The 23,923-nt window shown below is 68.2% G+C and carries 22 protein-coding genes and 1 pseudogene; 7 read left to right on the forward strand and 16 right to left on the reverse strand.

Annotation, left to right across the window (positions count from 1 at the left end):
- Position 1: 1 nt before the first annotated feature.
- The 3 genes from ABZ789_RS10865 to ABZ789_RS10875 are packed head-to-tail and all read right to left on the reverse strand — an operon-like array spanning position 2 to position 2,399.
- Positions 2-805, reverse strand: coding sequence for an exodeoxyribonuclease III (locus tag ABZ789_RS10865; protein ID WP_358423205.1), 804 nt, complete (start codon positions 803-805; stop codon positions 2-4).
- Between the two features lie 18 nt (positions 806-823).
- Complete coding sequence (locus ABZ789_RS10870; protein ID WP_358423208.1) at positions 824-1,789, reverse strand: GNAT family N-acetyltransferase; 966 nt, start codon at positions 1,787-1,789, stop codon at positions 824-826.
- 10 nt (positions 1,790-1,799) lie between these two features.
- Positions 1,800-2,399, reverse strand: a complete 600-nt coding sequence (locus ABZ789_RS10875) for a peptide deformylase (protein ID WP_358423211.1) — start codon at positions 2,397-2,399, stop codon at positions 1,800-1,802.
- Between the two features lie 133 nt (positions 2,400-2,532).
- On the opposite strand from ABZ789_RS10875, the gene ABZ789_RS10880 reads away from it, so the two are divergent.
- The 4 genes from ABZ789_RS10880 (at position 2,533) to ABZ789_RS10895 (ending at position 5,576) form a co-directional block, all read left to right on the forward strand.
- On the forward strand, positions 2,533-2,883 hold the full coding sequence (locus tag ABZ789_RS10880) for a DUF3263 domain-containing protein (protein ID WP_358423214.1): 351 nt from the start codon (positions 2,533-2,535) through the stop codon (positions 2,881-2,883).
- Between the two features lie 75 nt (positions 2,884-2,958).
- Positions 2,959-3,579: a LytR C-terminal domain-containing protein gene (locus ABZ789_RS10885; RefSeq protein WP_358423217.1), complete on the forward strand. Its 621-nt coding sequence runs from the start codon at positions 2,959-2,961 to the stop codon at positions 3,577-3,579.
- Positions 3,580-3,669: 90 nt separating this feature from the next.
- Positions 3,670-4,338, forward strand: coding sequence for a superoxide dismutase family protein (locus ABZ789_RS10890; protein ID WP_358423220.1), 669 nt, complete (start codon positions 3,670-3,672; stop codon positions 4,336-4,338).
- 116 nt (positions 4,339-4,454) lie between these two features.
- A complete protein-coding gene (locus ABZ789_RS10895; RefSeq protein WP_358423223.1) occupies positions 4,455-5,576 on the forward strand; it encodes a glutamate--cysteine ligase in 1,122 nt (373 codons plus the stop codon).
- A 30-nt stretch (positions 5,577-5,606) separates the two neighbouring features.
- Here the strand turns inward: ABZ789_RS10895 and mnhG are convergent, their stop codons facing one another.
- The 12 genes from mnhG to ABZ789_RS10955 form a co-directional block, all read right to left on the reverse strand.
- Positions 5,607-5,936: a monovalent cation/H(+) antiporter subunit G gene (mnhG, locus tag ABZ789_RS10900; RefSeq protein WP_358423226.1), complete on the reverse strand. Its 330-nt coding sequence runs from the start codon at positions 5,934-5,936 to the stop codon at positions 5,607-5,609.
- Positions 5,933-6,193, reverse strand: coding sequence for a monovalent cation/H+ antiporter complex subunit F (locus tag ABZ789_RS10905; protein WP_358423229.1), 261 nt, complete (start codon positions 6,191-6,193; stop codon positions 5,933-5,935). The genes mnhG and ABZ789_RS10905 overlap by 4 nt, the downstream gene beginning before the upstream one ends.
- On the reverse strand, positions 6,190-6,738 hold the full coding sequence (locus ABZ789_RS10910; RefSeq protein ID WP_358423883.1) for a Na+/H+ antiporter subunit E: 549 nt from the start codon (positions 6,736-6,738) through the stop codon (positions 6,190-6,192). The genes ABZ789_RS10905 and ABZ789_RS10910 overlap by 4 nt, the downstream gene beginning before the upstream one ends.
- Complete coding sequence (locus tag ABZ789_RS10915; protein ID WP_358423232.1) at positions 6,738-8,327, reverse strand: Na+/H+ antiporter subunit D; 1,590 nt, start codon at positions 8,325-8,327, stop codon at positions 6,738-6,740. Before ABZ789_RS10915 ends, ABZ789_RS10910 begins: the two co-directional genes overlap by 1 nt.
- Positions 8,324-9,004: a Na(+)/H(+) antiporter subunit C gene (locus ABZ789_RS10920; protein ID WP_358423235.1), complete on the reverse strand. Its 681-nt coding sequence runs from the start codon at positions 9,002-9,004 to the stop codon at positions 8,324-8,326. The genes ABZ789_RS10915 and ABZ789_RS10920 overlap by 4 nt, the downstream gene beginning before the upstream one ends.
- Positions 9,001-11,838 (reverse strand): Na+/H+ antiporter subunit A, encoded by a 2,838-nt coding sequence (locus ABZ789_RS10925; protein WP_358423238.1) that lies wholly within the window; start codon positions 11,836-11,838, stop codon positions 9,001-9,003. The genes ABZ789_RS10920 and ABZ789_RS10925 overlap by 4 nt, the downstream gene beginning before the upstream one ends.
- Before the next feature lie 200 nt (positions 11,839-12,038).
- Positions 12,039-13,232, reverse strand: coding sequence for a hypothetical protein (locus ABZ789_RS10930; protein ID WP_358423241.1), 1,194 nt, complete (start codon positions 13,230-13,232; stop codon positions 12,039-12,041).
- Between the two features lies 1 nt (position 13,233).
- The gene (locus tag ABZ789_RS10935) at positions 13,234-15,432 is read right to left on the reverse strand and encodes an AAA family ATPase (RefSeq protein WP_358423244.1); all 2,199 of its coding nucleotides are present in this window, start codon (positions 15,430-15,432) and stop codon (positions 13,234-13,236) included.
- A gap of 21 nt (positions 15,433-15,453) precedes the next feature.
- Positions 15,454-16,371: a phosphatidylcholine/phosphatidylserine synthase gene (locus ABZ789_RS10940; RefSeq protein WP_358423247.1), complete on the reverse strand. Its 918-nt coding sequence runs from the start codon at positions 16,369-16,371 to the stop codon at positions 15,454-15,456.
- Complete coding sequence (locus ABZ789_RS10945; protein WP_358423250.1) at positions 16,368-17,090, reverse strand: phosphatidylserine decarboxylase; 723 nt, start codon at positions 17,088-17,090, stop codon at positions 16,368-16,370. Before ABZ789_RS10945 ends, ABZ789_RS10940 begins: the two co-directional genes overlap by 4 nt.
- A 116-nt stretch (positions 17,091-17,206) precedes the next feature.
- Positions 17,207-17,671 (reverse strand): SRPBCC family protein, encoded by a 465-nt coding sequence (locus ABZ789_RS10950; protein ID WP_358423253.1) that lies wholly within the window; start codon positions 17,669-17,671, stop codon positions 17,207-17,209.
- A gap of 93 nt (positions 17,672-17,764) precedes the next feature.
- Positions 17,765-21,250 carry a TM0106 family RecB-like putative nuclease gene (locus tag ABZ789_RS10955; protein WP_358423256.1) on the reverse strand — a complete coding sequence of 1,162 codons (3,486 nt, stop codon included), beginning with the start codon at positions 21,248-21,250 and terminating at the stop codon, positions 17,765-17,767.
- A 155-nt stretch (positions 21,251-21,405) separates the two neighbouring features.
- On the opposite strand from ABZ789_RS10955, the gene ABZ789_RS10960 reads away from it, so the two are divergent.
- Positions 21,406-21,909, forward strand: a complete 504-nt coding sequence (locus tag ABZ789_RS10960; RefSeq protein WP_358423259.1) for a pyridoxamine 5'-phosphate oxidase family protein — start codon at positions 21,406-21,408, stop codon at positions 21,907-21,909.
- 62 nt (positions 21,910-21,971) lie between these two features.
- Positions 21,972-22,763 carry an SDR family oxidoreductase gene (locus tag ABZ789_RS10965; protein WP_358423262.1) on the forward strand — a complete coding sequence of 264 codons (792 nt, stop codon included), beginning with the start codon at positions 21,972-21,974 and terminating at the stop codon, positions 22,761-22,763.
- On the opposite strand, the gene ABZ789_RS10970 is transcribed toward ABZ789_RS10965, so the two are convergent.
- Complete coding sequence (locus ABZ789_RS10970; protein ID WP_358423265.1) at positions 22,705-23,283, reverse strand: DUF1707 domain-containing protein; 579 nt, start codon at positions 23,281-23,283, stop codon at positions 22,705-22,707. The genes ABZ789_RS10965 and ABZ789_RS10970 overlap by 59 nt on opposite strands.
- Before the next feature lie 107 nt (positions 23,284-23,390).
- On the opposite strand from ABZ789_RS10970, the pseudogene ABZ789_RS10975 reads away from it, so the two are divergent.
- Positions 23,391-23,900, forward strand: a pseudogene (locus tag ABZ789_RS10975) (PadR family transcriptional regulator); the annotation flags it as partial.
- Positions 23,901-23,923 lie beyond the last annotated feature (23 nt).

The raw sequence follows: 23,923 nt of genomic DNA on the forward strand, positions 1-23,923 counted from the left end.
TCTAGACGTCGAGGTCGACGATCACCGGCGCATGATCGCTCGCGCCCTTGCCCTTACGCTCGTTGCGGTCGATCTCCGCGCCGGTCACCCGCGCCGCGAAAGCCGGTGACCCGAGGACGAAATCGATCCTCATGCCCTGCTTCTTGGGGAACCGCAGCTGGGTGTAGTCCCAGTAGGTGTACACCCCGGGGCCGGGGGCGTGCGGACGCACCACATCGGTGAAGCCGACTTCCGTGAATGCGTGGAAGGCGTCACGCTCGGGCTGTGAGGTGTGCGTCTTGCCCTCGAAGAAGGCCGGATCCCACACGTCGTCGTCGGTGGGGGCGACGTTCCAGTCGCCGACCAGTGCGATGGGCTGCTCGGGCGCCGCGGTGGCCCAGGCGTGCGCGTCGGCGCGCAGCTTGGCAAGCCAATCGAGCTTGTAGGTGTAGTGCGGGTCGTTCAGCTCGCGGCCGTTGGGGACGTACAGACTCCACACGCGCACGCCGGCGCACGTCGCGCCGATCGCTCGTGCCTCGAGCGCCGGGTCGGCCTCCGGATCCTTCGAGAATCCGGGCTGGTCCTCGAATCCGATCTGCACCTCGTCGAGGCCGACACGCGACGCGATGGCCACACCGTTCCACTGACTCAGCCCGACGTGAGCCACCTGATATCCGAGTTCTTCGAAACGCGCGTACGGGAATTGCTCGTCCTTGCACTTGGTTTCCTGCATCGCGAGCACATCCGTACCGGTTCGCTGCAGCCAGTCGAGGATGCGGTCGGTACGGGCACGGACGGAGTTCACATTCCAGGTAGCAAGACGCACACGCCCACTGTAGGCGACCTAGCCGACCGGTTCGGAGGCGTACCGGTAGCGGTGGTGGTCGACGAAGCCCAGTTCGCGGTACATCGCCCGGGCCGCCAGGTTGTCCTCGGTGACCTGCAGGTAGGCATGGGTGGCAGCCTGATCGCGGGCCCACTTCAGCAGCGCGCCGCACAGGAGCGTGCCGAGTCCGCGGCGACGGTGTCCGGAAGCGACCTCCACGGCCGACAGTCCCACCCATCGACGGCCGTCGGGCGCGTCGGTCACCGCTGCCCGGCCGATCGCGAGCGGTGGCTGCCCGGCGGCCCCGATACGTCCGAAGCCGAGAATTCCCCCGGCCACGGCGCCGAGTACCTCGGGTGCGACCGCAGGGGTGTCGCCACCCCGGTACACCGACATCCACTCGGCGTCCGGCTGCGCGGTGACGGTGACCGGCGTCGGTTCCGGCGGCAGCGGTACGTTCGCGAGGTCCGCTCCCATGACGAGCACCGGATCGGAGGTCGGCCAGCCGTCCGGTATCCGGGCGAGACGGTCGGGCACGAGCAGCCGCAAGGGCAGCCCGCGCGCTGCGAACCAGTCGCGTAGCCGGGCACGGACGGCCGGATCGGCCGGATCGGCCACCGTCCCGCGTTCACCCAGCGGTGTCGCCGAGTTGGCGCGTCCGGTGAAGCCGTGCCCTGCCCGCACGAGCCAGCCGTCCACCCAGTCACGTTCCAGCCCGGGCCACCCCGCCGCGGCCGCATGCTCGAGCGCACGGATCTCGGAAACACGGATGGGGCGTGCCGCGATCTCCTTGAGCGCGACGACCGAGGCGGGCGAGACCTGGACGACCCGTCCGTCGGCGGTGCGCACCGCGATCACCGGTTCGAGGGAGACGAGTTCGCCGATGACGTCGGTCATCGGATGGCTGTACCCGACGGGAAGCCGGTAACGCAGCACCACTCGGGTGCCGAGAGGTACGGGCGCGGCCGATCGGTCGGTCGTCATCGGTGATCCGTCAGTCGTCGTCTTCGTCGTGGCCGAACGGGTCCTCCACCGACCCCGGCAGCCAGGTCAGGCCCGGCACGCCCCATCCGGCCCGCTTGATCGTCTTCTTGGCGGCGCGAGCATTGCGTCCGATCAATACATCGACGTAGAGGAAGCCGTCGAGATGCCCGACCTCGTGCTGCAGCATGCGGGCGAAGAATCCGTGGCCCTCGATCTCGACGCGCTCACCGTTCTCGTCGGTGCCCGTGACCTTCGCCCAGTCGGCGCGCCCGGTCGGGAAGTTCTCACCCGGCACGGAGAGGCAGCCCTCGAGGTCGTCCTCGGGATCGGGCATGGTCTCGGGGATCTCCGAGGTCTCGAGCACCGGGTTGACGACGACGCCGCGCCGTCGGACCACCGAGCCGGACGCGTCCCGATCGGGGCAGTCGTAGACGAACAGTCTCTTGTCGACACCGACCTGGTTGGCAGCGAGACCCACGCCGTTGGCCGCCTCCATCGTCTCGAACATGTCGCCGATCAACTGGGCGAGTTCGGCGGGTGACTCCGTCACCGGCCGGGTCGGGTTGTGCAGGACGGGGTCGCCGACGATGACGATCGGAAGAATGGCCATGGTGAGACAGGATAATGGGAGCGACTCGCGGAGTTCTCGAACCGGTATGTGTCCGTACCCCGTGGTTGAATGACTTCCGCCGAGACGAAGTGGTCTTCGTGGTCGGTGTGATTCCAGTCAGTCGAGGAGGGAAATGGACGGCGCAACAGCGCACGGCAACGACCGGTCCGATCTCGCGTCCCCGCAGGGCGACGGCGCACTCGCTCAGGCGCCCGCCGGAGACGAGGCGAACGGCCTGAGCCGTCGCGATCTCGACATCCTGGCGTTCGAACGGCAATGGTGGAAATACGCCGGTGCCAAGGAGGACGCCATCAAGGAACTCTTCGGTCTCTCCGCGACCCGCTACTACCAGGTGCTCAACGCTCTGGTAGACCGTCCTGAGGCGCTCGCCGCCGATCCGATGCTGGTCAAGCGGCTGCGTCGGCTGCGTGCGAGCCGTCAGAAGGCTCGCGCGGCTCGTCGTCTCGGCTTCGACACGCGCTAGTCGGAGACGTTTCGCGGTGGGTCCGGCCGGGTCGACACGCGGCCGGTCGGCAGCACCGCGTGCGCTCGGGCAACTATGGTCGAGGTCGTGAGCAGAACCCCCGAGAGCCCCAACCGCGCGCCCGCATCTTCGGGGCCGCCCCTGCGTGCGTTCGCGATGGTCCTGATCTCCCTGGGAATCCTGTTCGCAGGTCTGGGCTTTGCCTCACTCGGTGGTTCGGACGACGACGCGGCTCCTTCCGCCGCACCCACCACGACTTCCGCGGCACCGGCTGCGCCAGGTGCACAGTCCGCCGCTTCTCCTGCCACCGGTGCCGGGCGCGCTCCCACCTCCGGACCGGCTGCCTCGGCCACTTCGGCCGCCGAGCTGTCGCCGGCGACCGTGACGACGACCGCCGACGTCGTGGACAGTGCCGCCGCCACCGCGGCGCCCGTCCGCGTGCTGAACAACTCCGAGGTGGCCGGGCTCGCCGCGCAGACCGCGACTTTCCTCGAGGACGAAGGATTCACCGTCTCCGAGACCGGCAACTACAGCGAGGGTCTCCTCGCACAGACGTCGGTTTTCTACGGGACAAGCCCGGGTGAACAGCAGACCGCGACAGCTGTCGCCGAGGCGCTCGGAGTGTCGGCGCAGCCTCGCTTCGAGGGGTTGCAGAACGCCGCGCCGGGAGTGATCGTCATCGTCACTTCCCGATAGTCAGGGGTGGTGTCGGTCCGCCACCGGGGAGTTGCCGGAGGGGCCCGGTTATGATCGGGTGACTTTTCGGCACTTCGAAGGAGCGGTTTGATGGCCTCCAGTTCCACCCGTCGCATGTCCTGGCGTGCTCTGGCCCCGATCGTCGCGATCGCCGCGGTGGGCCTGACAGCGTGCTCGAACAACGAGGAGCCGAGCACCGTGCCGGGGACGACTCCGCCGGTGTGGACCGGCTCGCCCGCGCCCGCATCCGAGGCCCACGGTGACGACCACAGCACGGAGGGTGAAACCGAGTCGACGACCGGCGGCGCTGCAGGTGGCGCTGCAGGTGGTGCTGCGGCGTCCGCACCCGCGCTCACCGCCGAGTTGCGCACGGTCGACGGGAACTCTGCCGGAACCGTGTCGTTCGCCGAGAACGATGGCGAGGTCGAGGTGACCATCGAGGTCGAGGGGCTCGAGCCCGGCTACCACGGTGTTCACGTCCACGAGTTCGGTCGTTGCGAGGCGCAGTCCAGCGCGCCCGCCGGCGGCGAGCCCGGTGCCTTCCTCGCCGCGGGCGCACACCTGCAGGCCGGAGGAAACACCTCGGTGCCCGAGAGCGGCGACCTGGCCTCCCTCGTCGTCCACGAGGACGGTTCGGCCACCGCGACCGTGACCACCTCGCAGTTCACTCTCGACGACTTGCAGGGCGAGGACGGCACCTCCGTCATCGTGCACCAGGACAACCTCGGTGAGCGCCTCGCCTGCGGTGTGATCGAGTGACTTCCCCCGTGTGACGAGCTGTTCGGCTCGCCGAACGGGCGGATACTTCCGTAATTCCGACCACAGGGCCCCGCAGACGGACATCCGTCTGCGGGGCCCTGTGGTTGGATCAGGTCGTGGCTGTCGCGTTCCCGGGATCACCCCGCCCCACCATCGGCGTGGAGTGGGAGATCGCTCTGGTGGACAAGACCACCCGGGATCTCTCCAACAGCGCGGCCGTCGTCTTCGACGAAGTGAACGACATCGCCGGACAGACCCCGCGGTTGACCAAAGAGTTCCTGCGCAACACCGTCGAACTCGTCACGGACGTGCACGACACCGTCGCCGAGGCCGTCGACGACCTGTCCGAGTCGCTCTCGCTGCTGCGCCGCGCCGCCGACCCGTACGGGGTCGACCTGATGTGCGCGGGCACTCACCCCTTCGCGCAGTGGACCGACCAGCTCGTCACCAGGTCCCCGCACTACGACGAGATGATCGACCGCACCCGGTGGTGGGGCCGCCAGATGCTCATCTGGGGCGTGCACGTCCACGTCGGCGTCTCCTCGGCGGCGAAGGTCGTTCCGATCCTCAATGCGATGCTGGTCAAATATCCCCATCTGCTCGCGTTGTCTGCCTCGTCCCCGATCTGGTCGGGTTACGACACGGGATATGCGAGCAACCGGGCGTTGATGTTCCAGCAACTGCCGACTGCCGGGCTGCCGTACCACTTCTCCGATTGGGCCCAGTACGAGAGTTTCATCGCCGATCAGCTCAAGTCCGGCGTGATCAGTACCCCGGGAGGAATGCACTGGGACATCCGTCCCGCCCCGAAATGGGGAACACTCGAGGTGCGGGTCTTCGACGGCCTGACCAACCGGACCGAACTGTCGGCGCTGGTCGCGCTGGTGCACGCTCTGGTCGTGTACTTCGACGAATGTCTCGACCGGGGCGAAGAACTTCCCGTGCTGCAGCCGTGGCACGTCAAGGAGAACAAGTGGCGTGCAGCGCGGTACGGACTCGAAGCCGAGGTCATCCTCGACCCGGTGTGTACCGAACGGCTCGTCACCGATGACCTGAACGACCTTCTCGAGCAGATCATGCCGACCGCGGTGCGACTCGGCTGCGCCGACGAACTCGCGCGGGTCGCGGACATCCCCGTTCGGGGTGCGTCCTATCAGCGCCAGCGTCGGATAGCGGAACGGACGGGTGGGGATCTCGTCGCCGTCGTCGACTCGCTGGTCGAGGAACTCAGGACGTGACCCGCCGCGGACTTCCGGCCTGATCGGGTCTCAGGCTCCGCCCGGGGCATCCTCGTCGAGCAGACCGTCGCGACCGAGTTGTTCCCGGTAGGCGATGCGTCCGACGCGATGCGCGATCACGGGCGCGGTGAGAATCATGAACATGCCCGACAGCGCCATCATCCAGATGTCGATCGAGCTGCGCAGCACGATGATCGCCCCGCCCAGCACGAACAGGAGACCCACCACCTGGGGTTTCGTGGCGGGATGCATGCGCGAGAGTGTGTCGCGGAAACGAACCACTCCGATCGCGGCGGTCAGCGAGATCACTGCTCCGATGAGGATCAGGATGTGGGCGAAGGTATCGAGGATCGTCGTCACTGTTCGTCACGCACCCGGAATCGAGCCACGGACACCGAACCGATGAAGCCCACCAGGGACAACGCCACCGTGGCCGGCAACACCGACGTGTCGCGGGTGTACACCGCCCAGATCGCGATCCCGCAGATCCCGAGCGCGAGGAGCGCGTCGACGCCGACGAGCCTGTCCAGCGAATTGGGGCCGGCGATCACGCGGTAGGTGATCAGGACCGCCGAGGCGAACAGCAGCGCCCCCGCGATCGCGAGTGTCACGGTCACGTCCGTTCCTCCGTTCCGCTGCGCCAGGGACTTTCCTGCCATTCCGACTTGCGTTCGAAGGTCCGGATGAGCAGGTGTTCGATCATCCGGGCGGAACGATAGAAGTCGGCGACGGCCTTGTCGGTACTCACATCGAGGACGTGCACGTACATGATCCGCCGGACCTGATCGATCTCGAGCACCATCGTGCCCGGGATGTTGTTCATGATGTCCGTCCACAGGGTCAGCACCAGGTCGGATTTGATGGTGAGCCGGCAGCGCAGGACACCCGTCACCGGCGGCGGTGCCGGCCGGATCGCGAGCCAGGCCACGTTGATCGTCGAGCGGATCGTCTCGACGAAGATCACCGCACCGAGGCGCATTGCCGACCACACGTGCACGCGACCCTCGACGGGGACTCGGGGCAGCGGCAACACGAACATGATGATGATCGAGACGAGCAGGCCCCCGAGGATGTTGGCGATGCTGAAGGTTCCCCAGAGCAGGACCCAGACCAGGGTCGTCCACCCGAGGACGAACATCCGCAGGACATTGGCGCGTTTCATCATTCCGGCACACCCCCGAGCACGGCCTCGATGTAGACCGTGCGGTCGAGCAGATTCGCCGCGGCACGGTTGCTGATGTCGAGGAGGGGGCCGGCGAAGACCGTCAACGAGACGCCGATGGCCACGAGCCAGACCGTGGGTACAAGCATCGCGGGCGGCATCCTGCCCACGTCCGGGCGTTCCTCGAACGAGATGTCGGTGGCGGATTCGTCGATCAGTGCCGACGGGCCGATGTCGGCGAGGTCGCCCTCCGGGGCATCGGCCCGTGCCCGCCAGAACGCCTTCGTCCAGACACGCGCGACGACGTACAGCGTGAGCAGGCTCGTCAGAACACCGCCGGCGACAAGGATCCAGGCCAGCACGGATCCGTTCTGCGCACCCGCCTGGAGCAGGGCCACTTTGCCGATGAACCCGGAGAACGGCGGGATACCGCCGAGATTGAGCGCGGGGATGAGGAACAGGATCGCCAGCAGCGGACTCATCACGGCCAGGCTGCCGAGTCTGCGCAGCGAAGCAGATCCCGCCTGCCGCTCGATGAGACCCACCACCAGGAACAAGGTGGTTTGGACCAGAATGTGATGGCCCACGTAGTAGACGGCGCCGGCCAGGCCGGTCTGCGACGACAACGCGATGCCGAAGATCATGTAACCGATGTGGCTGACCAGCGTGAAGGACAGCAGACGCTTGATGTCGTTCTGCGCGATCGCGCCGAGGATACCGACGATCATCGTGAGGAGACCGGCGACCAGCAGAACGTCGTCGAGTTCGCCGCCCGGGAACAACAGGGTCTGGGCGCGGATGATCGCGTACACACCGACCTTCGTCAGCAAACCGGCGAAGACGGCCGTCACCGGCGCGGGGGCGGTGGGGTAGGAGTCGGGCAGCCAGGACGACAGTGGGAACACCGCGGCCTTGATACCGAACGCCACGAGTAGCACGCCGAAGATCGCCACCCGGGTGCCCGGTGCGATGTCGTCCATTCGAACTGCCATCTGGGCGAGGTTCAACGTTCCGGTCGCGGCGTACGCGAAGGCGATGCCCACGAGGAACACCAGCGAGGACACCATCGAGACCATGACGTACGAGACACCGGCCCGAACACGGTCGGCGCTCGCGCCGAGCGTCAGCAGGACGAACGACGCGGCGAGAAGCACCTCGAAGCCGACGAAGAGGTTGAACAGGTCACCGGCGAGGAAGGCGATGTTGACGCCCGCGGTGAGCGCGAGGTAGGTGGGCAGGAAGATCGAGACGGGCTGCTGGTCGTTGCCGTCGTGAATACCCTGACCGACGGCGAACAGCATCACCGACAGCAGCACGATCGCCGAGACGACCAGCATCAGCGCGGACAATCGGTCCACGACGAGCGAGATACCGATCGGCGCCTGCCACCCGCCGACCTGGAGGACGGCAATGCCATCGGCGTCGGCGTAGTAGAGCAACGCCGCGCACACGACGAGCGAGGCGACCAGCGCGACAATGGTGATCCACCGCTGAACACGAGGACGCCGGCCGACGATCAGCGTCATCGCCGCGGCGAGCAGCGGGATGAGTACCGGAAGAGGAACGAGGTTCGCGGGGCTCAGGTTCATCGCCGATCCTCCTTCCCGGTCTTGTCGTCGTCCCTGGTGCGATCACTGCCGTCGGGGTCGGGTTCCTCCGAGCCGCGTCCGTTGCCCCTGTCGCTGTGGATCCCTTCCGGCCCGTTGTGGTGCTCGCTGTAGGCCGAGTCGGTCGGGTCGTCGAAGTCGCCGTCGTGCAGATCCTCGTACGCTTCGAGATCCTCGATGTTCTTGAGCTGATCGAGCGGGATGGGATTGCCCGCCGAGTCGAAGGCGTCGCCGCTCTTGCTCGGTATACCGGTGAGCGGATCGTCGGAGCGGTCGCGAGAGGGCAGGTCGGCGAGGCTGCGCCGCTGCGATACGAGGGTGTCCTCGGGGTCGTTCTCGATCTCGTCACGTGCCCGGTAGGTGTACGAGCGGTAGGTCAGCGCCAGCACGAAGGCCGCCACACCCATCGTGATCACGATCGCGGTGAGGATCATCGCCTGCGCGAGGGGATCGGCCATGTCCTCGCTCAGTTCGCTCTCCACCCCGACGATGGGGGCGTGGCCGGAGGGACCGCCGAGAGTGAGAACCAGCAGGTTGATGCCGTTGCCGGCAAGCAACAGGCCCAGCAGCATCTTGATGATGCTCCGCTCGAGCAGCAGGTACACGCCGGCGGCGACGAGGACACCGACGACGGCGAGAAGAGTGATGTTCGCGGTCATCGGCTTTCACCCACGGTCTCGGCGTCGAGGCGCGCACCGAGGCTGCGCAGTACGTCCAGGATCAGGCCGACCACGATCAGGTACACACCGAGGTCGAAGAACAGTGCGGTGACGACTTTGATGTCGCCGAGCAGTGGCAGTGTCAGCTCGATGGTCGCCGACGACAGCGCCGGGGCACCGAGGAACATCGACACCAGCGCCGTTCCCGCGGCGAAGGTCAGGCCGAGGCCGAGGATCTTTCCGGCGTCGATGGGAACCGCCTCTCCCAGCTCGTAGCGTCCTCCGGCCAGATACCTCAGGACGAGCGCGAGACCCGCGACGAGACCGCCCGCGAATCCACCGCCGGGAGCGTTGTGACCGGAGAAGAAGAAGTACACCGACAGGATCATCATGGTGGGGAAGACCAGCCGGGTGGTGACCTCGAGGACCCGCGAGCGGTAGCGCGGGTCGATGAGGTCGCCGCCGCGCAGCCAGGTCGTCTCGTTGCTGGCCGAAACGGCGTCGAGCTGTGCGGCGGGTGCATCGGAGACGCGCGGAGCGGTACCGAAGCGGCGGGTGCGGAAGACCAGGCTCGCCACGCCGGTCGCGGCGACGAGCAGCACCGAGATCTCCCCGAGCGTGTCCCAGGCACGGATGTCGACGAGCAGGACGTTGACGACGTTCTTGCCGTCGCCGCCGTAATAGGCGGCATCGGGCAGCAGCAGCGAGATCGGGTCGACGGTACGTGCGGCGATCGCGTAGGCACCGAGTCCGGCCACGACCGTGCCGACTGCGACACCGAGCAGAGCGCGGGCGAACTTGCTGCCCATGACTGCCGTGGGGTCGGTCTCGGCGGGCAGCTTGCGCAGGACCAGGACGAACATCACCAGGGTGACGGTCTCGACGAGGAACTGGGTGAGTGCGAGGTCGGGGGCTCCCTGGAAGGCGAAGAGCACTCCGAGCCCGTAACCCGTCACGCCGACGACGAGGACACCGCCGAGACGATTGCGCAGCACGGTTGCTGTGATTGCGGCGGCGATCATGAGTACTCCCACCGCGAGCTGCCAGATCGAGTCCCAGGCACGGGTCGCAGGCATCGCACTCGCCCCGAAATAGAACATCAGCACCGTCGGGAGCGCCACCAAGGTGATGAGGATCGTCGCTTGGGTCAGTGGCAGCGAACCGCGCTGCAGGAAGGCGGTCAGGCGCAGGGACAGGGTGTCCATGCCCTGCAGCGTCGCGTCGTACATGCGGTCGGCGTTACCGAGCGGGGGATGCTCGAAGCGCAGCCGCGCGATGGTGCGGTGCGCGAGGAACAAGGCCGTACCGGCCGCGATAACCACGACGGTCAGGCCCAGTGGCAACGTGAATCCGTGCCACAGTGCCAAGTGGTAGGGCTTCGTCAGCGCGGTGGGCAGTTCGTCCGCGTAGGGGGCGATGAGGTGGTCGATCCACGAGCTCGCGAAGCCCGCACCGAGACCGGCGAAAGCGAGAACGGTCGGGGCCGTGAGCAGCAGCGGTCCGGGAGCGTGCAGGTTCTGCACCGCGGGGCTGGGACGCTTGAGCTGCTTACGCCCGAAGGCGCCCCAGATGAACCGGATGCTGTACGCGAGGGTGAGGATCGAGCCCACCACGATGCCCGCAGTGGTGGCGATGCGGGCCCAGTCGGGCAGCACGTCGGCGACCAGCGCCGATTCGAGCGCGGCTTCCTTCGCGACGAAACCGATGAACGGCGGCAGGCCCGCCATGCTCGCCGCCGCGAGTATCGCGACCAGCATCAGGTAGGGAGCGGCGGTACCGAGATGGGCGAGTTTGCGAATGTCGCGAGTGCCGGTCGAGTGATCGATGATGCCGACCACCATGAACAGACATGCCTTGAACAGGGCGTGGGCGATCATCATCGCCAGGCCTGCCAGTGCTGCTTCCCGGCTGCCCGTGCCCACGAGGGCGACGAGGAAACCGAGCTGGCTCACGGTGCCGAAGGCCAGGATGAGTTTGAGGTCGAACGCGCGGAACGCTCGCCAGCCGGCGAGGATCATCGACGCGAGACCGAGACCGATGACGATCGGACGCCACGTGGCGCTGTCGGCGAATCCGGGCGCGAGGCGGGCCACGAGATAGATGCCGGCCTTGACCATCGCGGCGGCGTGAAGATAACCGGACACCGGAGTGGGGGCGGCCATCGCACCGGGCAGCCAGAAGTGCAGCGGGACGACCGCGGACTTCGACAGCGCACCGATGAGCACGAGCACCACGGCCACTCCGGCGAGCCACCCGCCCGGAGCTGCCGCGACGACATCGGAGAGGTTGTAGCTCCCGACGAGTTCCCCGAGGATGATGATGCCGACCAGCATTGCCAGACCACCCGCGGTGGTCACGAGGAGTGCCTGGGTGGCGGCCCGGCGACTGGACGCACGCTCGGCGTAATGCCCCACGAGCAGGAACGACAGTACGGTCGTCACTTCCCAGAAGGTGTAGAGCAGCAGCATGTTGTCGCTGACGACCAGGCCGAACATCGCACCCGCGAAGGCGACCATCTCGGCAGCGAAGATCCCCAGGCGGGGTTCGTCGTCCTCGAAGTAGCGCGAACAGTAGAGCAGGATCAGTGCGCCGATCCCGAGGACGAGCACGCACATGATCGCGGACAGGGTGTCGAAACGGAGATCGAAGTTCATCGACAGCGTCGATGCCCAGGTGATCTGCAGTCGCTGCTCTGTTCCCCAATTGGCGACGACCCAGCCGAGGCTCGCGAGGGGCACCAGCGCGAGTGGAAGGAATGCGTTTCTCCCCATGACTCTGACCAGAGGCGGCGCCAATAGGGCGGCAACCGCGTGGGCGAAGAGTATGGCGATCAAAAGGCACTCCGTCGGGGTCGGGCCAGTCGGCGGGGTGAAGCTGACTGCGGGCTGTGAGGCCCGCTGTCGTTACAGCGCACGGCACACCGACGAAACGGGGATCGCCCCGACATGCACGCCGCTCGCCGTCATCGGGCAAAACGGATTGTTCCATCCTAACGGTTGGCTTCGCAGGCTTGCGAATCGGGCGGAGTGCGCTACTAGCGCACCTGCCATGCGCAGATTGCAGCTGTGGTGAACAGTGCGAGAGCGGGCCACTGCGGGTCGACGGGCAGCATCCACACCGCTCCGACGACGGCGGTCGCGGGTACCGGAAGCGCCATTCCGAGAGCTGCAACCGAAGCCGAACCCGGTAGCGATGCGCCGAGCGCGAGGCCCGTACCCAGGGCGACGAGCGCGACCCGTACCGCCAGGGGGATGCCCTCACCGATCTCCTCAGGCCACCACACCGTGGCTGCCGACACCGCGGCTGCGAGCACCAGGCCGGGGAGCGCGTACGGCGTGTACGGGGCGAGCCGGACCCCGGCGGCCACCGCACCCACCGCGACGAGCAGCACCCACCACGGGAGGCTCGACGTCTGCATGCCCGACCACAACTCGACGAGCACGGGATACGCCGCGGCCACCGCACCCGTGACCGTGAGAACGAACCTGTCGTCTCCGGGCGGGACGACCCGCGCGAGGAGTTCGGCACCGACGACGGCGACCGCGAGCGCTCCGCCGGCGATCACCCATGTCAGAACGCCCGTGCCTGTCGCGCGGACGCCCACGAAGTCCCCGAGCAGGCGGTAACCGACGGGGAGCGCCACCGCGGCGGTGACCACGATCGCGAGCAAGCGCGGATCGGCCCGCTGCACGCGCATGCCCGCCGGCACCGTCAACGCCGCCGCGACGGTCGCGACCAGTGCGAAGGCGATCGCCCACTGGGGCACCGTCCAGCGCATCTCGTCCACAGGCGCCTCGGAGCCGACGGCCGCGGCAGTGAGGAAGGCCGCCCATCCACCGGCGATCAGCGCCCACTGGCCCGTCGCCGAACCCCATGAGCCCGCGGTCGCCGCACCGAGCAGTACACCGGTGGTCGCCGCGATCACCCATCCGACGACCGTCAGGCTGTCGGTCGAGATCCCGGTGGGCACGAGATAGCGGACCGAGCCGAGGACCACGACGGCGCCCGCCGCCAGCATCCACGCGGTGCGCCGGGAACCGGTCCGTTGCAGTCCGGCCGCCGAGAGGACGGCCAGAGCAGCGATGATCACGGGGGCCGCGTCGCTGCGGGCGCCGTCCGGCAGTACGGAATCACCTGCGGCCGGGACGAGCACGGCGACGGCCGCCGCGAGGAAGGCCGCGAGGACGGCTGCGGGCCCGGCGACCCGGACCGCCGAGGAGACGGGCATCTCAACGGCCCTCCGCATAGGCCTTCAGATGTGCGACCTGGACCGGGTCGAGTGACGGTCGCACCTTCTCGCGGGCCACCGCGACGTCCTCCGCCGTGACCACCGCAGCATCGACGTTGCGCCGCATCGCCGCGAGCGCGGCCTCACGCAGCAGCGCAGAACAGTCCGCGGCCGAATATCCGTCGAGCCCGGCGGCGAGGTCGTCGAGATCGACGTCGTCGTCGAGCGGCACCGACCGTCCCGCCGTCTTCAGGATCGCCGCACGCGCGTCGGCATCCGGCGGCGGCACGAACACGAGACGTTCGAGCCGACCGGGGCGCAGCAACGCGGGGTCGATCAGGTCGGGCCGGTTGGTCGCCCCGACCACCACGACATCACGCAGCGGTTCGACACCGTCGAGTTCGGTGAGCAACGAGGCGACCACCCGATCGGACACTCCGGAATCCGAGCTCTGTCCACGGCGCGGCGCGAGGGCGTCGATCTCGTCGAGAAAGATCATCGCCGGTGCGGAGTTGCGGGCACGCTCGAACAGCTCGCGTACCGCTTTCTCGGAGGCCCCGACCCATTTGTCCATCAGCTCGGCGCCCTTGACCGCGTGGACGCTGAGGCGTCCGGTGCCGGCGAGAGCACGGACGAGATAGGTCTTGCCGCACCCGGGCGGGCCGTACAGCAGCACACCGCGTGGCGGATCGACGCCGAGACGTTCGAAGGAGTCGGGGTGCTGCAGGGGCCACAGGACGGCTTCGGTCAGGGCCTGCTTGGTCTCGACCATGTCGCCGACGTCATCGAGGCTCACACTGCCGATCGCGAGCTCCTCCGTGCCCGAGCGTGAGAGAGGACGGATCACTTCGAGGGCGCCGAGCAGGTCGCCCTGGACGAGCGACGGCTTCTCGTCGTCACGGTTCGCCCGGGACGCCGCGCGCAGCGCGGCCTCGCGGCACAGCGCGGCGAGATCGGCGGCGACGAAACCGGGGGTGCGACCCGCGACGGCGGTGAGATCGAGATCGGTGGAAGGCACCGAGCGCAGAAGCACGTCGAGCAGGGCGCGGCGGGTCGCACTGTCGGGCAACGGCAGGGACAGTTCGCGGTCGCAGATCTCGGGGGCACGTAATCGGGCGTCGACGCCGTCGGGGTGCGCTGTGGTGGCGATCAGCACCGCGTCTTCGGTGTCGACGACCCGCCGCAGTTCGTCGAGGATCAACGTCGCGACCGGTTCGGTGTCGGAGGGCAGGACGGCATCGACGTCGGTGAGCAGCAGGACACCACCGCCGCGCACGGAGTCGGCCGCGGCGGAGATTCGTCGCAGCCGCTCGTCGGCGGCGAGCGCGCCGATACTCGGTCCGTCGACCTCCACCAGACGCCGGTCCGCGACGACCGAACGCACGAAGGTCGCCTTGCCGACCCCGGCCGGGCCGGTGACGAGCACGCCGAGATGCGGCGAGGCGCCGAGGGTGCGGAGCAGTTCGGGTTCGTCGAGCGAGAGCGTGAGCCATTCGGTGAGTTTCGCGACCTGAGCCTGTACGCCCACGAGATCCTCGACCGGCGGGGGTGCGGGAACCGATGCGGCTGCAGGCTCGGGCCGGACGGTCGCGGGGGACGAGAAGGCCGATGCGGACCCGGACGGTAGGGAGGCGGAGGCCGGGCCGCCACCCCACACCACGGCGGTGTTCGGCTGCACGCTCACCGGTCCGGCCGGATCGACCGCCGAGACGGTGAGCAACTCGGTGGTCCATGCGATCGCGAACGTCCGTGACAGCGCCCGCGTCGTCTCGGCGTTGCTCGTGCCCGGTCCGAGATCGCGGGGCAGCAGCGACACCGCGTCGCCGACGGTGACCACCTTGCCGAGCAGCGCCTGCCGCAGTGTGGTCTCCGGAATCGACTGCCGCGCCAGGGTCGATCCGGTGACCGTCACCGTGCGAGCCCCGTACACCGTCACGGGGGAGACGACGACGCTCGCATCCTCCTTCAGCCCGGTATTGGACAGCACGACATCGTCGAGCAGGATCGTGCCGGTCGGGGTGCCGACCGGCGCGAGGCCCGCCACCACCGCAGTGCGGCGGGCACCCACGAGTGCGATCGCGTCCCATTCCCGCAGGCCCAGTGCGGCCAGCGCTTCGGGGTGCAGACGCACGACACCGCGGCGTGCGTCGGCAGCGGACGTATTGAGCCGGACGGTGAGTGAGAGTTGTGGGGTCGTCACTCCGCCGAGCCTAGAACGTGACTAGCGTCCGCGCGGGCGGCGCAAGCCGAGTCGGGCCTGTGATCTCGCCGTCGTGGCCACCCGCCGGGCCGCGACGCGGCGGGGACGCTCCGCGCGGTTGCGTGCCCGCAGTGCGCGCCGCTCCGAGGGTTTGATGTCCCAGGTCTCCGGCCGGGCCGCGACCCACCGCCGCGAGCGGACCGCGAACGGAATGTGCGCGAGGTAGATCCCCACCAGCACGAGCATCAGGATGAACGGGTAGGTGACCAGCGCCGCCGCAGCCACCGCGACCAGCACGAGCAGCACGACCGCGAGGCGTGCGGGCACCGACGCCGACTTCATCGCGAAGGTGGGGATTCGGCTGACCGCCAGGCCGGCCGTCCCGAGGATCCACGCCGCTACCAGTGCGTAGGTGGTCCACCAGCCTTCGCCCCACTGGATGTAGGCCGCGACCGGCACGAGTGCGACGAGGGCGGCGGCGGGAGCCGGTACACCGACGAAGTACTCGCGCGCATAGGCAGGGACGCTGTCGTCCTCGAGGAGAGTGTTGAAACGTGCGAGTCGGAGCACCAGGCTCACCGCGTAGAACAGGGCGACGATCCAGCCGAAGGGGCTGCCGTCGAGCATCGTCACGTACAGCACCAGCGCCGGCGCGACCCCGAAGGCCACGGCGTCGGACAAGGAGTCGAGTTCGGCGCCGATCTTGCTGGTCGCGTCGAGCATGCGGGCGATGCGGCCGTCGAGCGAGTCGAGCACCGCTGCGGCGCCGATCATGCCGAGGGCGATACCGAGCTCGCCGTCGAGCGCGAACTTCACTGCCGACAGACCGGCCGAGAACGCCAGGATCGTGATGACACTCGGCAACAGGCGAACGACATTCGACCGGTTCCGGGGCGGCGCGGCCGCGACCGCACGCGCCCCCTGCGGATGCGGACTCACGACATCGCGGGCAACTGGGCGAGCACGGTCTCCGCGCCGATCGTCCGCTGACCGCGTTCGACCAGCAGCGTGCTGCCGACCGGCAGATACGTGTCGACACGCGAGCCGAAGCGGATCAGGCCGTAGGTGTCACCGATCGGCAGGGTGTCGCCGACCTGCGCTTCGTTGACGATGCGGCGCGCGAGCAGCCCTGCGATCTGGACGACCGCCACCTCGGCGCCGTCGCGGGTCTCGAGCAGCATGCTCGTGCGCTCGTTGACCTCACTCGCGTCGGCGAGATCGGCGGAGAGGAATTTGCCGGGGGTGTGGACCACCGAGCGGACCGTTCCGCCCACGGGGCTGCGCTGTACGTGTACGTCGAGGACGGACAGGAAGATGCTGACCCGCGGTCGTTCTTCGGTACCGAGGCCGAGTTCGGCGGGCGGAACTGCGCTGTCGACGAGGGCGATCTCGCCGTCGGCCGGAGCGACGACCACTCCGACCCGGTTGGGGGGCACGCGATGCGGATGCCTGAAGAAGGTGGCGCTCGCGAGAGCCGATGCGAGGCCGGCGCGGCGCAGCCAGGGCTTACGGCGGCCGAGTGCCGCCACGGCCAAGGGAGCTGCGACGAAGGGGATTCCGCCTGGATGCATGGGCGGGATCACATGCCTGACAAGGTCGACCAGGTGGGCTACACCGCTGGTGGGGGGTGTTCCGGCGGGCGTCGGCTTTCGTGCCACGGGCTCCTCTTATCGCTGGCGATCGGTGAGCTGTGGACCGCAGTGGACCCGCCCGTGAGTGGGCGGGTCCTGTCGGTCCACAGGCACTCCAGCGTACGTCAGCCGAAGGTGGAGGGTCAGACCCGTGCGCCTGCCTCGATCTCGTTCTTCAGGCGTGTGAGAGTCGCGTTCATCCCCATGGTCAGTTCGTCGTCGAACGCCTCGGTGCCGCCGAGAACATACTTGATCAGCGTCTGCGAGAGTTTGCTCGTTCCGGAAGGGGCTTCGCGGCGCTGGGTGACCCGCGTGCCGGTGGCAGAGGGTTCGAGGGTGAACGACCAGATCGTGCGATTCTCGTTGATTCGGAAGCTCAAGCGGCGGCCGGGCTCGAACGCGACGACCTTCGCGGTCGTCGGCCACACCAGCAGGCCCTTCTTGTTGATGTTGATCGTGGTGGTGCCTTCCGACACCGGTCCACCGCGCACGATCATCCGGCGGCACTGCGGGCTCCACTCGCCCATTCGCTTCAGGTCGGATACAACTCGCCACACCTGTTCGGGGGAGGCGGCGATCTCGATCGTGGCCTCGAGCGTCTTCGACACGTGTACTCCTGTTCTCGAGGAATCGGGTTCCCGTATATCTGCTACCCGAAGTAACGGGATTGCGGTCGATCCTAACGGACAATGTGAGTGCGGTCACTCGACGGTGCGGGCGGGCTCGGTGAGGCGCAGGAACGCTCCGAGCTCGACCAGGCCGCCGGGAGTCGACGGCAGGTGATCGGTCAGCAGTCGGGACCGCACGACCACCGCCGCCCACTTGCCGCGTGAGAGGGCGACGTTCAGACGATTGCGGGAGAGCAGGAACGACATGCCTCGCGGCACGTCCTCGACGGCGGAGGCGGTCATCGACACGAACACCATCGGTGCCTCCCTGCCCTGGAACTTGTCGACCGTGCCCACCTGTACGCGGTGCAGGCCGGCTGCGGCCAGGTCCTGCCGCAGGCGAGCGACCTGCGCGTTGTACGGCGCGACGACCAGGACATCCTCCTCGCCCAGGAGGCGCGGCGGCGAGTCGGCGTCCTCCGTCCAGGCGGTCCCGAGCACGGAACCGATCCTGCGTACGATCTCGGCGCTCTCCTCGGCCGAACAGGTCGCGTTGCCGTCGTGTGCCACCTCGACGAGATGAACTCCCGGCCGGACACCGTCGAGCGCTCGGCGCGTCGTGAGATCGGACTTCGAGTGCAGTCGTCCCTCGTACGACAGATCGGACACTCGCGCGCACAGATCCGGATGCATCCGCCAGGTCACCGGCAGGAAATAACCTCTCTCGGCAGGCAAGGTGCCGTGCCCTTCCGTGAGCCATCCGAGTGCCGACTCGTCGACCGGTTCGGGATGGACGCCCTGCGAGACCTGGGGGAGCTGCCGGGGATCGCCGAGCAGCAGCAGATTCGATGCGGCTGTGGCCACCGCGACCGTGTTGGCAAGGCAGAACTGGCCGGCCTCGTCGACGACGAGCAGGTCGAGGCTGCCGGGCGCGATGCACTTCGGGTTCGTGAAGTCCCAGGCGGTTCCGCCCACCACATAACCCGCCTGCGAACTGTCGAGATGCGCGGCAAGACTCGTCGCGTCCGGGAAGGCCGTCCAGGCCGGTTCCGCGCTCTGACATTTCGCCTTGGCGACCACATCGCGCGGGACTCCCGCTCCGACGATGCCGGCCAGCATGTTCTCGACCACCGAGTGCGACTGTGCGACCACGCCGACGCGCCAGCGGTGATCGCGCACCAGCGACGCCACGACACGGGCTCCGGTGTACGTCTTGCCGGTACCGGGTGGACCCTGCACCGCCAGATACGAATTGTCCAGGTGGAGAACGGCCGTGGTGATCGCTTCCGCGGCATCGTCGCCGAGTGGTGGCAGACCCGGACCGGAGCGCAGGCGAGGGGGGATGCGGCGCAGCACGTCCACCGCCGCGGTCGACGGCAGTGCCGGCAACTCGCTGCACATCGCCTCGGCCGCGGAGGCGATCGCCGCTTCGATGTTCGGAGACGAGATCGGATGGCCGGGCGTGACGGCCACAGGGAGTGCCGAGTACTGCTCGTCGGTCCGCAGCAATTCCTCGACGACCAGCACGTCGGGATGATCGGACCCCGCGGTGCGCTCGACGACCGTCCCACCCGACCACGCGCGCGTCCCGGCACCGCCGTCGGGCAGGCCGTCCGGCCCCGGCACGTCGTACAGCAGGAAGACCGAGTCCTGGGGCCGCAACGAGCTGCCCGGATCGAACTCACCCGAGATGCGCAACCGGCGCCGGAGCCGTCGCTGCCGGGGTGTGGCCTTGTGCCAGCCGGCTTCGACCACGACACTCGCGGCGACCAGCGTGTCGCGGCTGTCGGCCCATTCGTCCGTCGGCACGGACAGTCGATCGAAGTGTGCCCACCAGAACGGTTTCCGTTCCCGACGGTGGTATCCGATCGCGGCGGCGAGCAGGGCGGCTGCCTGCTGCTCCGGGGTGCGGTCCCCGGCGAGTGCACCCCCGACGTATTCGAGCAGCTTCGTCTCCGCAGGGTGCGGCTCCGCCGCGACGGCTGCTTCGTCGTGCCGCATCTCGCTCGGGGCGACACCGTGCTCGCGCGCGTGGGCGAGCAGCCAGTCGCGCAGGCGAAGGGTCGAGACGCAGTCGTCCCGGTTGTAGGAGGCGATCGACGCGAGTTCCTGCTCCGCCTCCTCGTGTCGCCCGGCATCGCGCAGCGCGCAGTAGTCCGCATACGCGACGATCGATGCGCCCGCGTCACGGACCTCACCTTCCCGCGCCTGTGTGTAGAGCGGTTCGAGATCCTTGAGCCCGTACGACGGTGCGCCCACCCGGATCGCGCCCCGAACCACGGGATAGAGGTCGACGAGGACACCCTCGCGCAGGAGGTCGTCGACGGTTTCCTCGCCCACCCCGTAGCGACCCGCCAGGCGCAGCAGGGCGGTCTTCTCGTACGGGGCGTAGTGATAGATGTGCATCCTCGGGTACCGACGTCGACGCTCGGCGACATAGTCGAGGAAGTCCAGAAGTGCCCGGCGCTCCTGCTCCCGATCGTGTGCCCAGAACGGCCGGAAGTTCGGGGCCTCGGCCGAGGCTTCCACGACGCCGAACAGATACTCGAGGCCCCACTCGGAACTACCGTCTTCGGACCACAGCGGGTCGCCTTCGAAGTCGAAGAAGATGTCGCCGTCGTCGGGGGCGGGCAGGATAGCGAGCGGGGCGGCGTTGTGGACCTCGGCATAGGGCCGGCCCTGCTTCTGCTGTTCGAGCTGGGCTCGTGCCTGCGCTCGCAGGTTGTCGAAGGTGCGGCGCGCGATCCCGTCCACGGGTGTCTTCCGGGTGGCGAGGTCGTCGATGGTCGCCACGCCGGCTTCGATCAGGAGCAGTCGCTGCGCGCGGCGCATCCCGGCGACGAGCAGCAGGTCGCGGTGCCGTTCGATCTCGGGAGCACACTCCTCGCACCGGCCGCACGCGGTGTGGTCTCCCGACCCCCAGCGCACCGGACCCCCGGCGACGCGGTGCTCCTCTAGGAGGGTTACGACGGCCGTGCGCAGACGCCGGTAGACGGGGAGGATGTCCGCGAGCGGATAGGAGGCGATCGAACCGTCGCCGAGGACGAGATGCGCGTGGGAGGACACGGCCGTCCCGGTGCGTTCGAGGGCGTCCGCGTAGGCGGCGAGTTGGAGGAGGGCCTCGACCTTCGCGCGGCGCGCGAGTTTGCTGTCGTACACGGCATATCCGTCGTCCTCCTGTACGAGGAAGTCGGAGAAACCGAGCATGCCGACCGGACTCGACCCGGCCGAAGTGGACGCGCTGTCGAGGAATGCGCCCTGGTAGACGACGGGTGTTCCGGCACGAACGGCTTCCAGTGTCGCGTGGGCCGCTTCTGCGAGGGCCTCTGCGGTGTAGTCGGGTCGAGGGATCTCGACGACATTCTCTGCGCCCACCTGCATGCGGAAGCGGTCGAGGACGCGCTGCTCGTGGTGGCCACCGATCGCGGCGACTCGTTCGAACAGCGGGTCGGGTTCCGATCGCGAACGGGGAACCCGGCCGAGAGCCGAGTCGAGTGCGCGAAGGAAGGCGAACTCGCAGGAGGCCGCACGGGTGAGATCTCCCGTGCCGAGAACCGGCCTGTCGTCGAGGAGAAACATCGGCGGCTCCGTCTCCGGCATGGGGCAGGACTGGCCCGACTATCCCAGACGACCGGTACTGCTCGGACGGTTGTTTTCGCACTGCTCGGATGAGAACATCTCTCTCACTACTGAGAATATTGTTCTTGGTGCGGATTCTGCACGTAGGAGGGGTGATGGGCGGAAGCGGCACGCTGCGCAAACGCGGCGCCGGAATTTCCATGACGAAAGAGGAGATCGACCTCTTCCTCTCGACCGAGAGAACCTGCCGTGTCGCGACGCTCGGTGGTGACGGCGGCCCTCACGTCGCTCCACTGTGGTTCGTCTGGGACGGCGCCTTCCTGTGGCTGAACTCGCTCGTGCGCAGTCGTCGGTGGGCCGACCTGCAGAAGGATCCGCGTATCGCGGTCGTCGTCGACGGTGGCGAACAGTTCACGGATCTGCGTGGTGTGGAGGTACGTGGAACCGCGGTGAGCGTCGGCGACGTCCCGCGCGGGTCGAGTCCGGAGGTGGTGTCACGCACCACCGAGGACGAGCTGCTGCGCGGAGTCGAACTCTCCTTCGCGCGCAAATACGCCGGCCGGGACGAGTTCACGGCCGACGGGCGCCATGCATGGTTGCGAGTCACTCCGCACAGCCTGCGGAGCTGGGACTTCGGCAAGATTCGCAGGCCCGGCTGAGCGTCGCCGGCCCGTCCGGACCCCTCACGACCTGGAACTCCTCCTCGAGAACGGAACTCGTCATGGACATCGCCTCCGCGCGGCACGCCTTCGTCACCGGCGGTGCGAGCGGTATCGGCCGGGGGATCGCCGATGCGCTCGCCCGGCACGGGGTGGCTGTCACGATCGCCGACATCGACGCTGCTGCGATCGAGGTGACGCTCGCCGAGCGGTCCGGTGCCTTCGGCGGCGCCGTCCTCGATGTACGCGACCGCGAAGGATGGCGCACCGCCAAGCAGGAGGCCGAGCAGGCCTTCGGGCCGGTCGACGTACTTGTCAACAACGCCGGAATCGGGTTCAACGGAACCGATTTCGCTGATCTGGATCCTCGTGTCTTCGACACCGTGATCGACATCGACATCACCGGGGTGTTCAACGGTGTCTCGGCCTTCGCGAGCGACCTGCGGGAGCGTGGGCACGGGCACATCGTCAACACGGCCTCGGTCATGGGGCTGACCGCCGGTGTGCCGGGGCGAGGCGTGTACAGCGCCGCGAAAGCCGCCGTCGTCTCCATGTCCGAAGCGCTACGTGCCGAACTCGCCCCGCACGGGGTCGGTGTATCGGTTCTCTGTCCGGGCCTCGTACGTTCGGGGCTCGACGACAGCACCGCGCGGCTCGGTGGTGAGGTCCGGCAGGTGGAACACATCAAGGGCGGAAACGCCGGGATGGCGCCCGAGACGGCCGGTGAGATCGTCGTGCGCGGAATCTCGCTCGACGTTCCCTACATCCTGACCCACCCGCACTATCTCGAGAACATCAGCACCAGGTTCGGCTCGATCGTGCACAGTGCGGAGGCAGTGCACGCCGGTGCGTGACGGCCGCGTGGCGCAGCTGCTTCCGGTGTGCGCGCAGTGCGTGGTCGTCGACCGTCCGGCGGGCCCGCCCACCGTCGATCCCGAGCATGCTGCGGGCCGCCAGCACGATGCCCCACGGAACGATGACCCAGAAGGGCCAGAAATAGACCATCGAGCCGGAACCGAGCGAAACCGCTGCCCACACCACGAGATTGATCGATCCCGCGGCCACCCATGCGCCCCACTCGAGGCGTTGGTGGAGGGGTGGGCCCAGGCGCGGGGCGGGATTCCCGGCGCTGCGGGCAGGGGCGGCCGGCGGCGCGGACGGCAGGTCGGCCAGGACGGTGGCCGCGTCGTCCCGCGTCGTCGCGTGGTAGACCCGGGCCACACGCTCGTCGAACTCGGCGATCGTCAGCCTTCCGGCGGTGAGATGGCGTCCCAGCTCGTCGACGAGTGCTTCGCGTTCGGCGTCCGAGATGCGCAGCGGAGCTCGGGCCGGAGTCTCGGGATCGGGCGAGGCGGCGGGGGATGTGTACTCCATGGTGGCCTCCAAGATGTTCCACAGTGGAATATCGCCGACTTCCAGAGTGGATATGCCACAGTGGAATGTCAACCCCTTTTCGCCGACCGATCGGAGGAACGACGGAAATGACCGGACGTCCGCTGAACGCCACTGCCGCGTCCCTGCTCGGATTTCTGCACGAAGGCCCGAAAACGGGCTGGGATCTCGTCTCCACCGCCCAGGAACGCATCGGCAAGTTCTGGTCGCTGACGACGAGTCAGGTCTACCGGGAACTGGCAGCCATGGAGCGGAAGGGGCTGATCGAAGCAGGGGAGAAGGGGCCACGCGACCGCAAGCCCTTCGTGCTGACCGAGGCCGGACGCCGGGCCTTCGCCGAGTGGATCGAACGCGAGCCCGGTGACGAGAACATCCGTCACCCGTTGCTGCTCACGGTGGCTCTCGGCGAGCATCTTCCCGCCGGTCGTCTCGCGGCGATCCTCGCCGAGCACCGGAAGAAGCATGAGCACCAGCTGGCTGCGTACGAACAGGAGTCGATCGCGGAGGATCTCCCGCCGCACGCCGCAGCGACACTCGATTTCGGCATCCTCTACGAACGCGCGGTCCTCGAATGGTTCGGCCGCGTGTGCGACCGTCTCGATCTCGAGTCCGACGACGCCGG

The sequence above is a fragment of the Rhodococcus sp. NPDC047139 genome (assembly GCF_040643435.1).
GTDB lineage: Bacteria > Actinomycetota > Actinomycetes > Mycobacteriales > Mycobacteriaceae > Rhodococcus.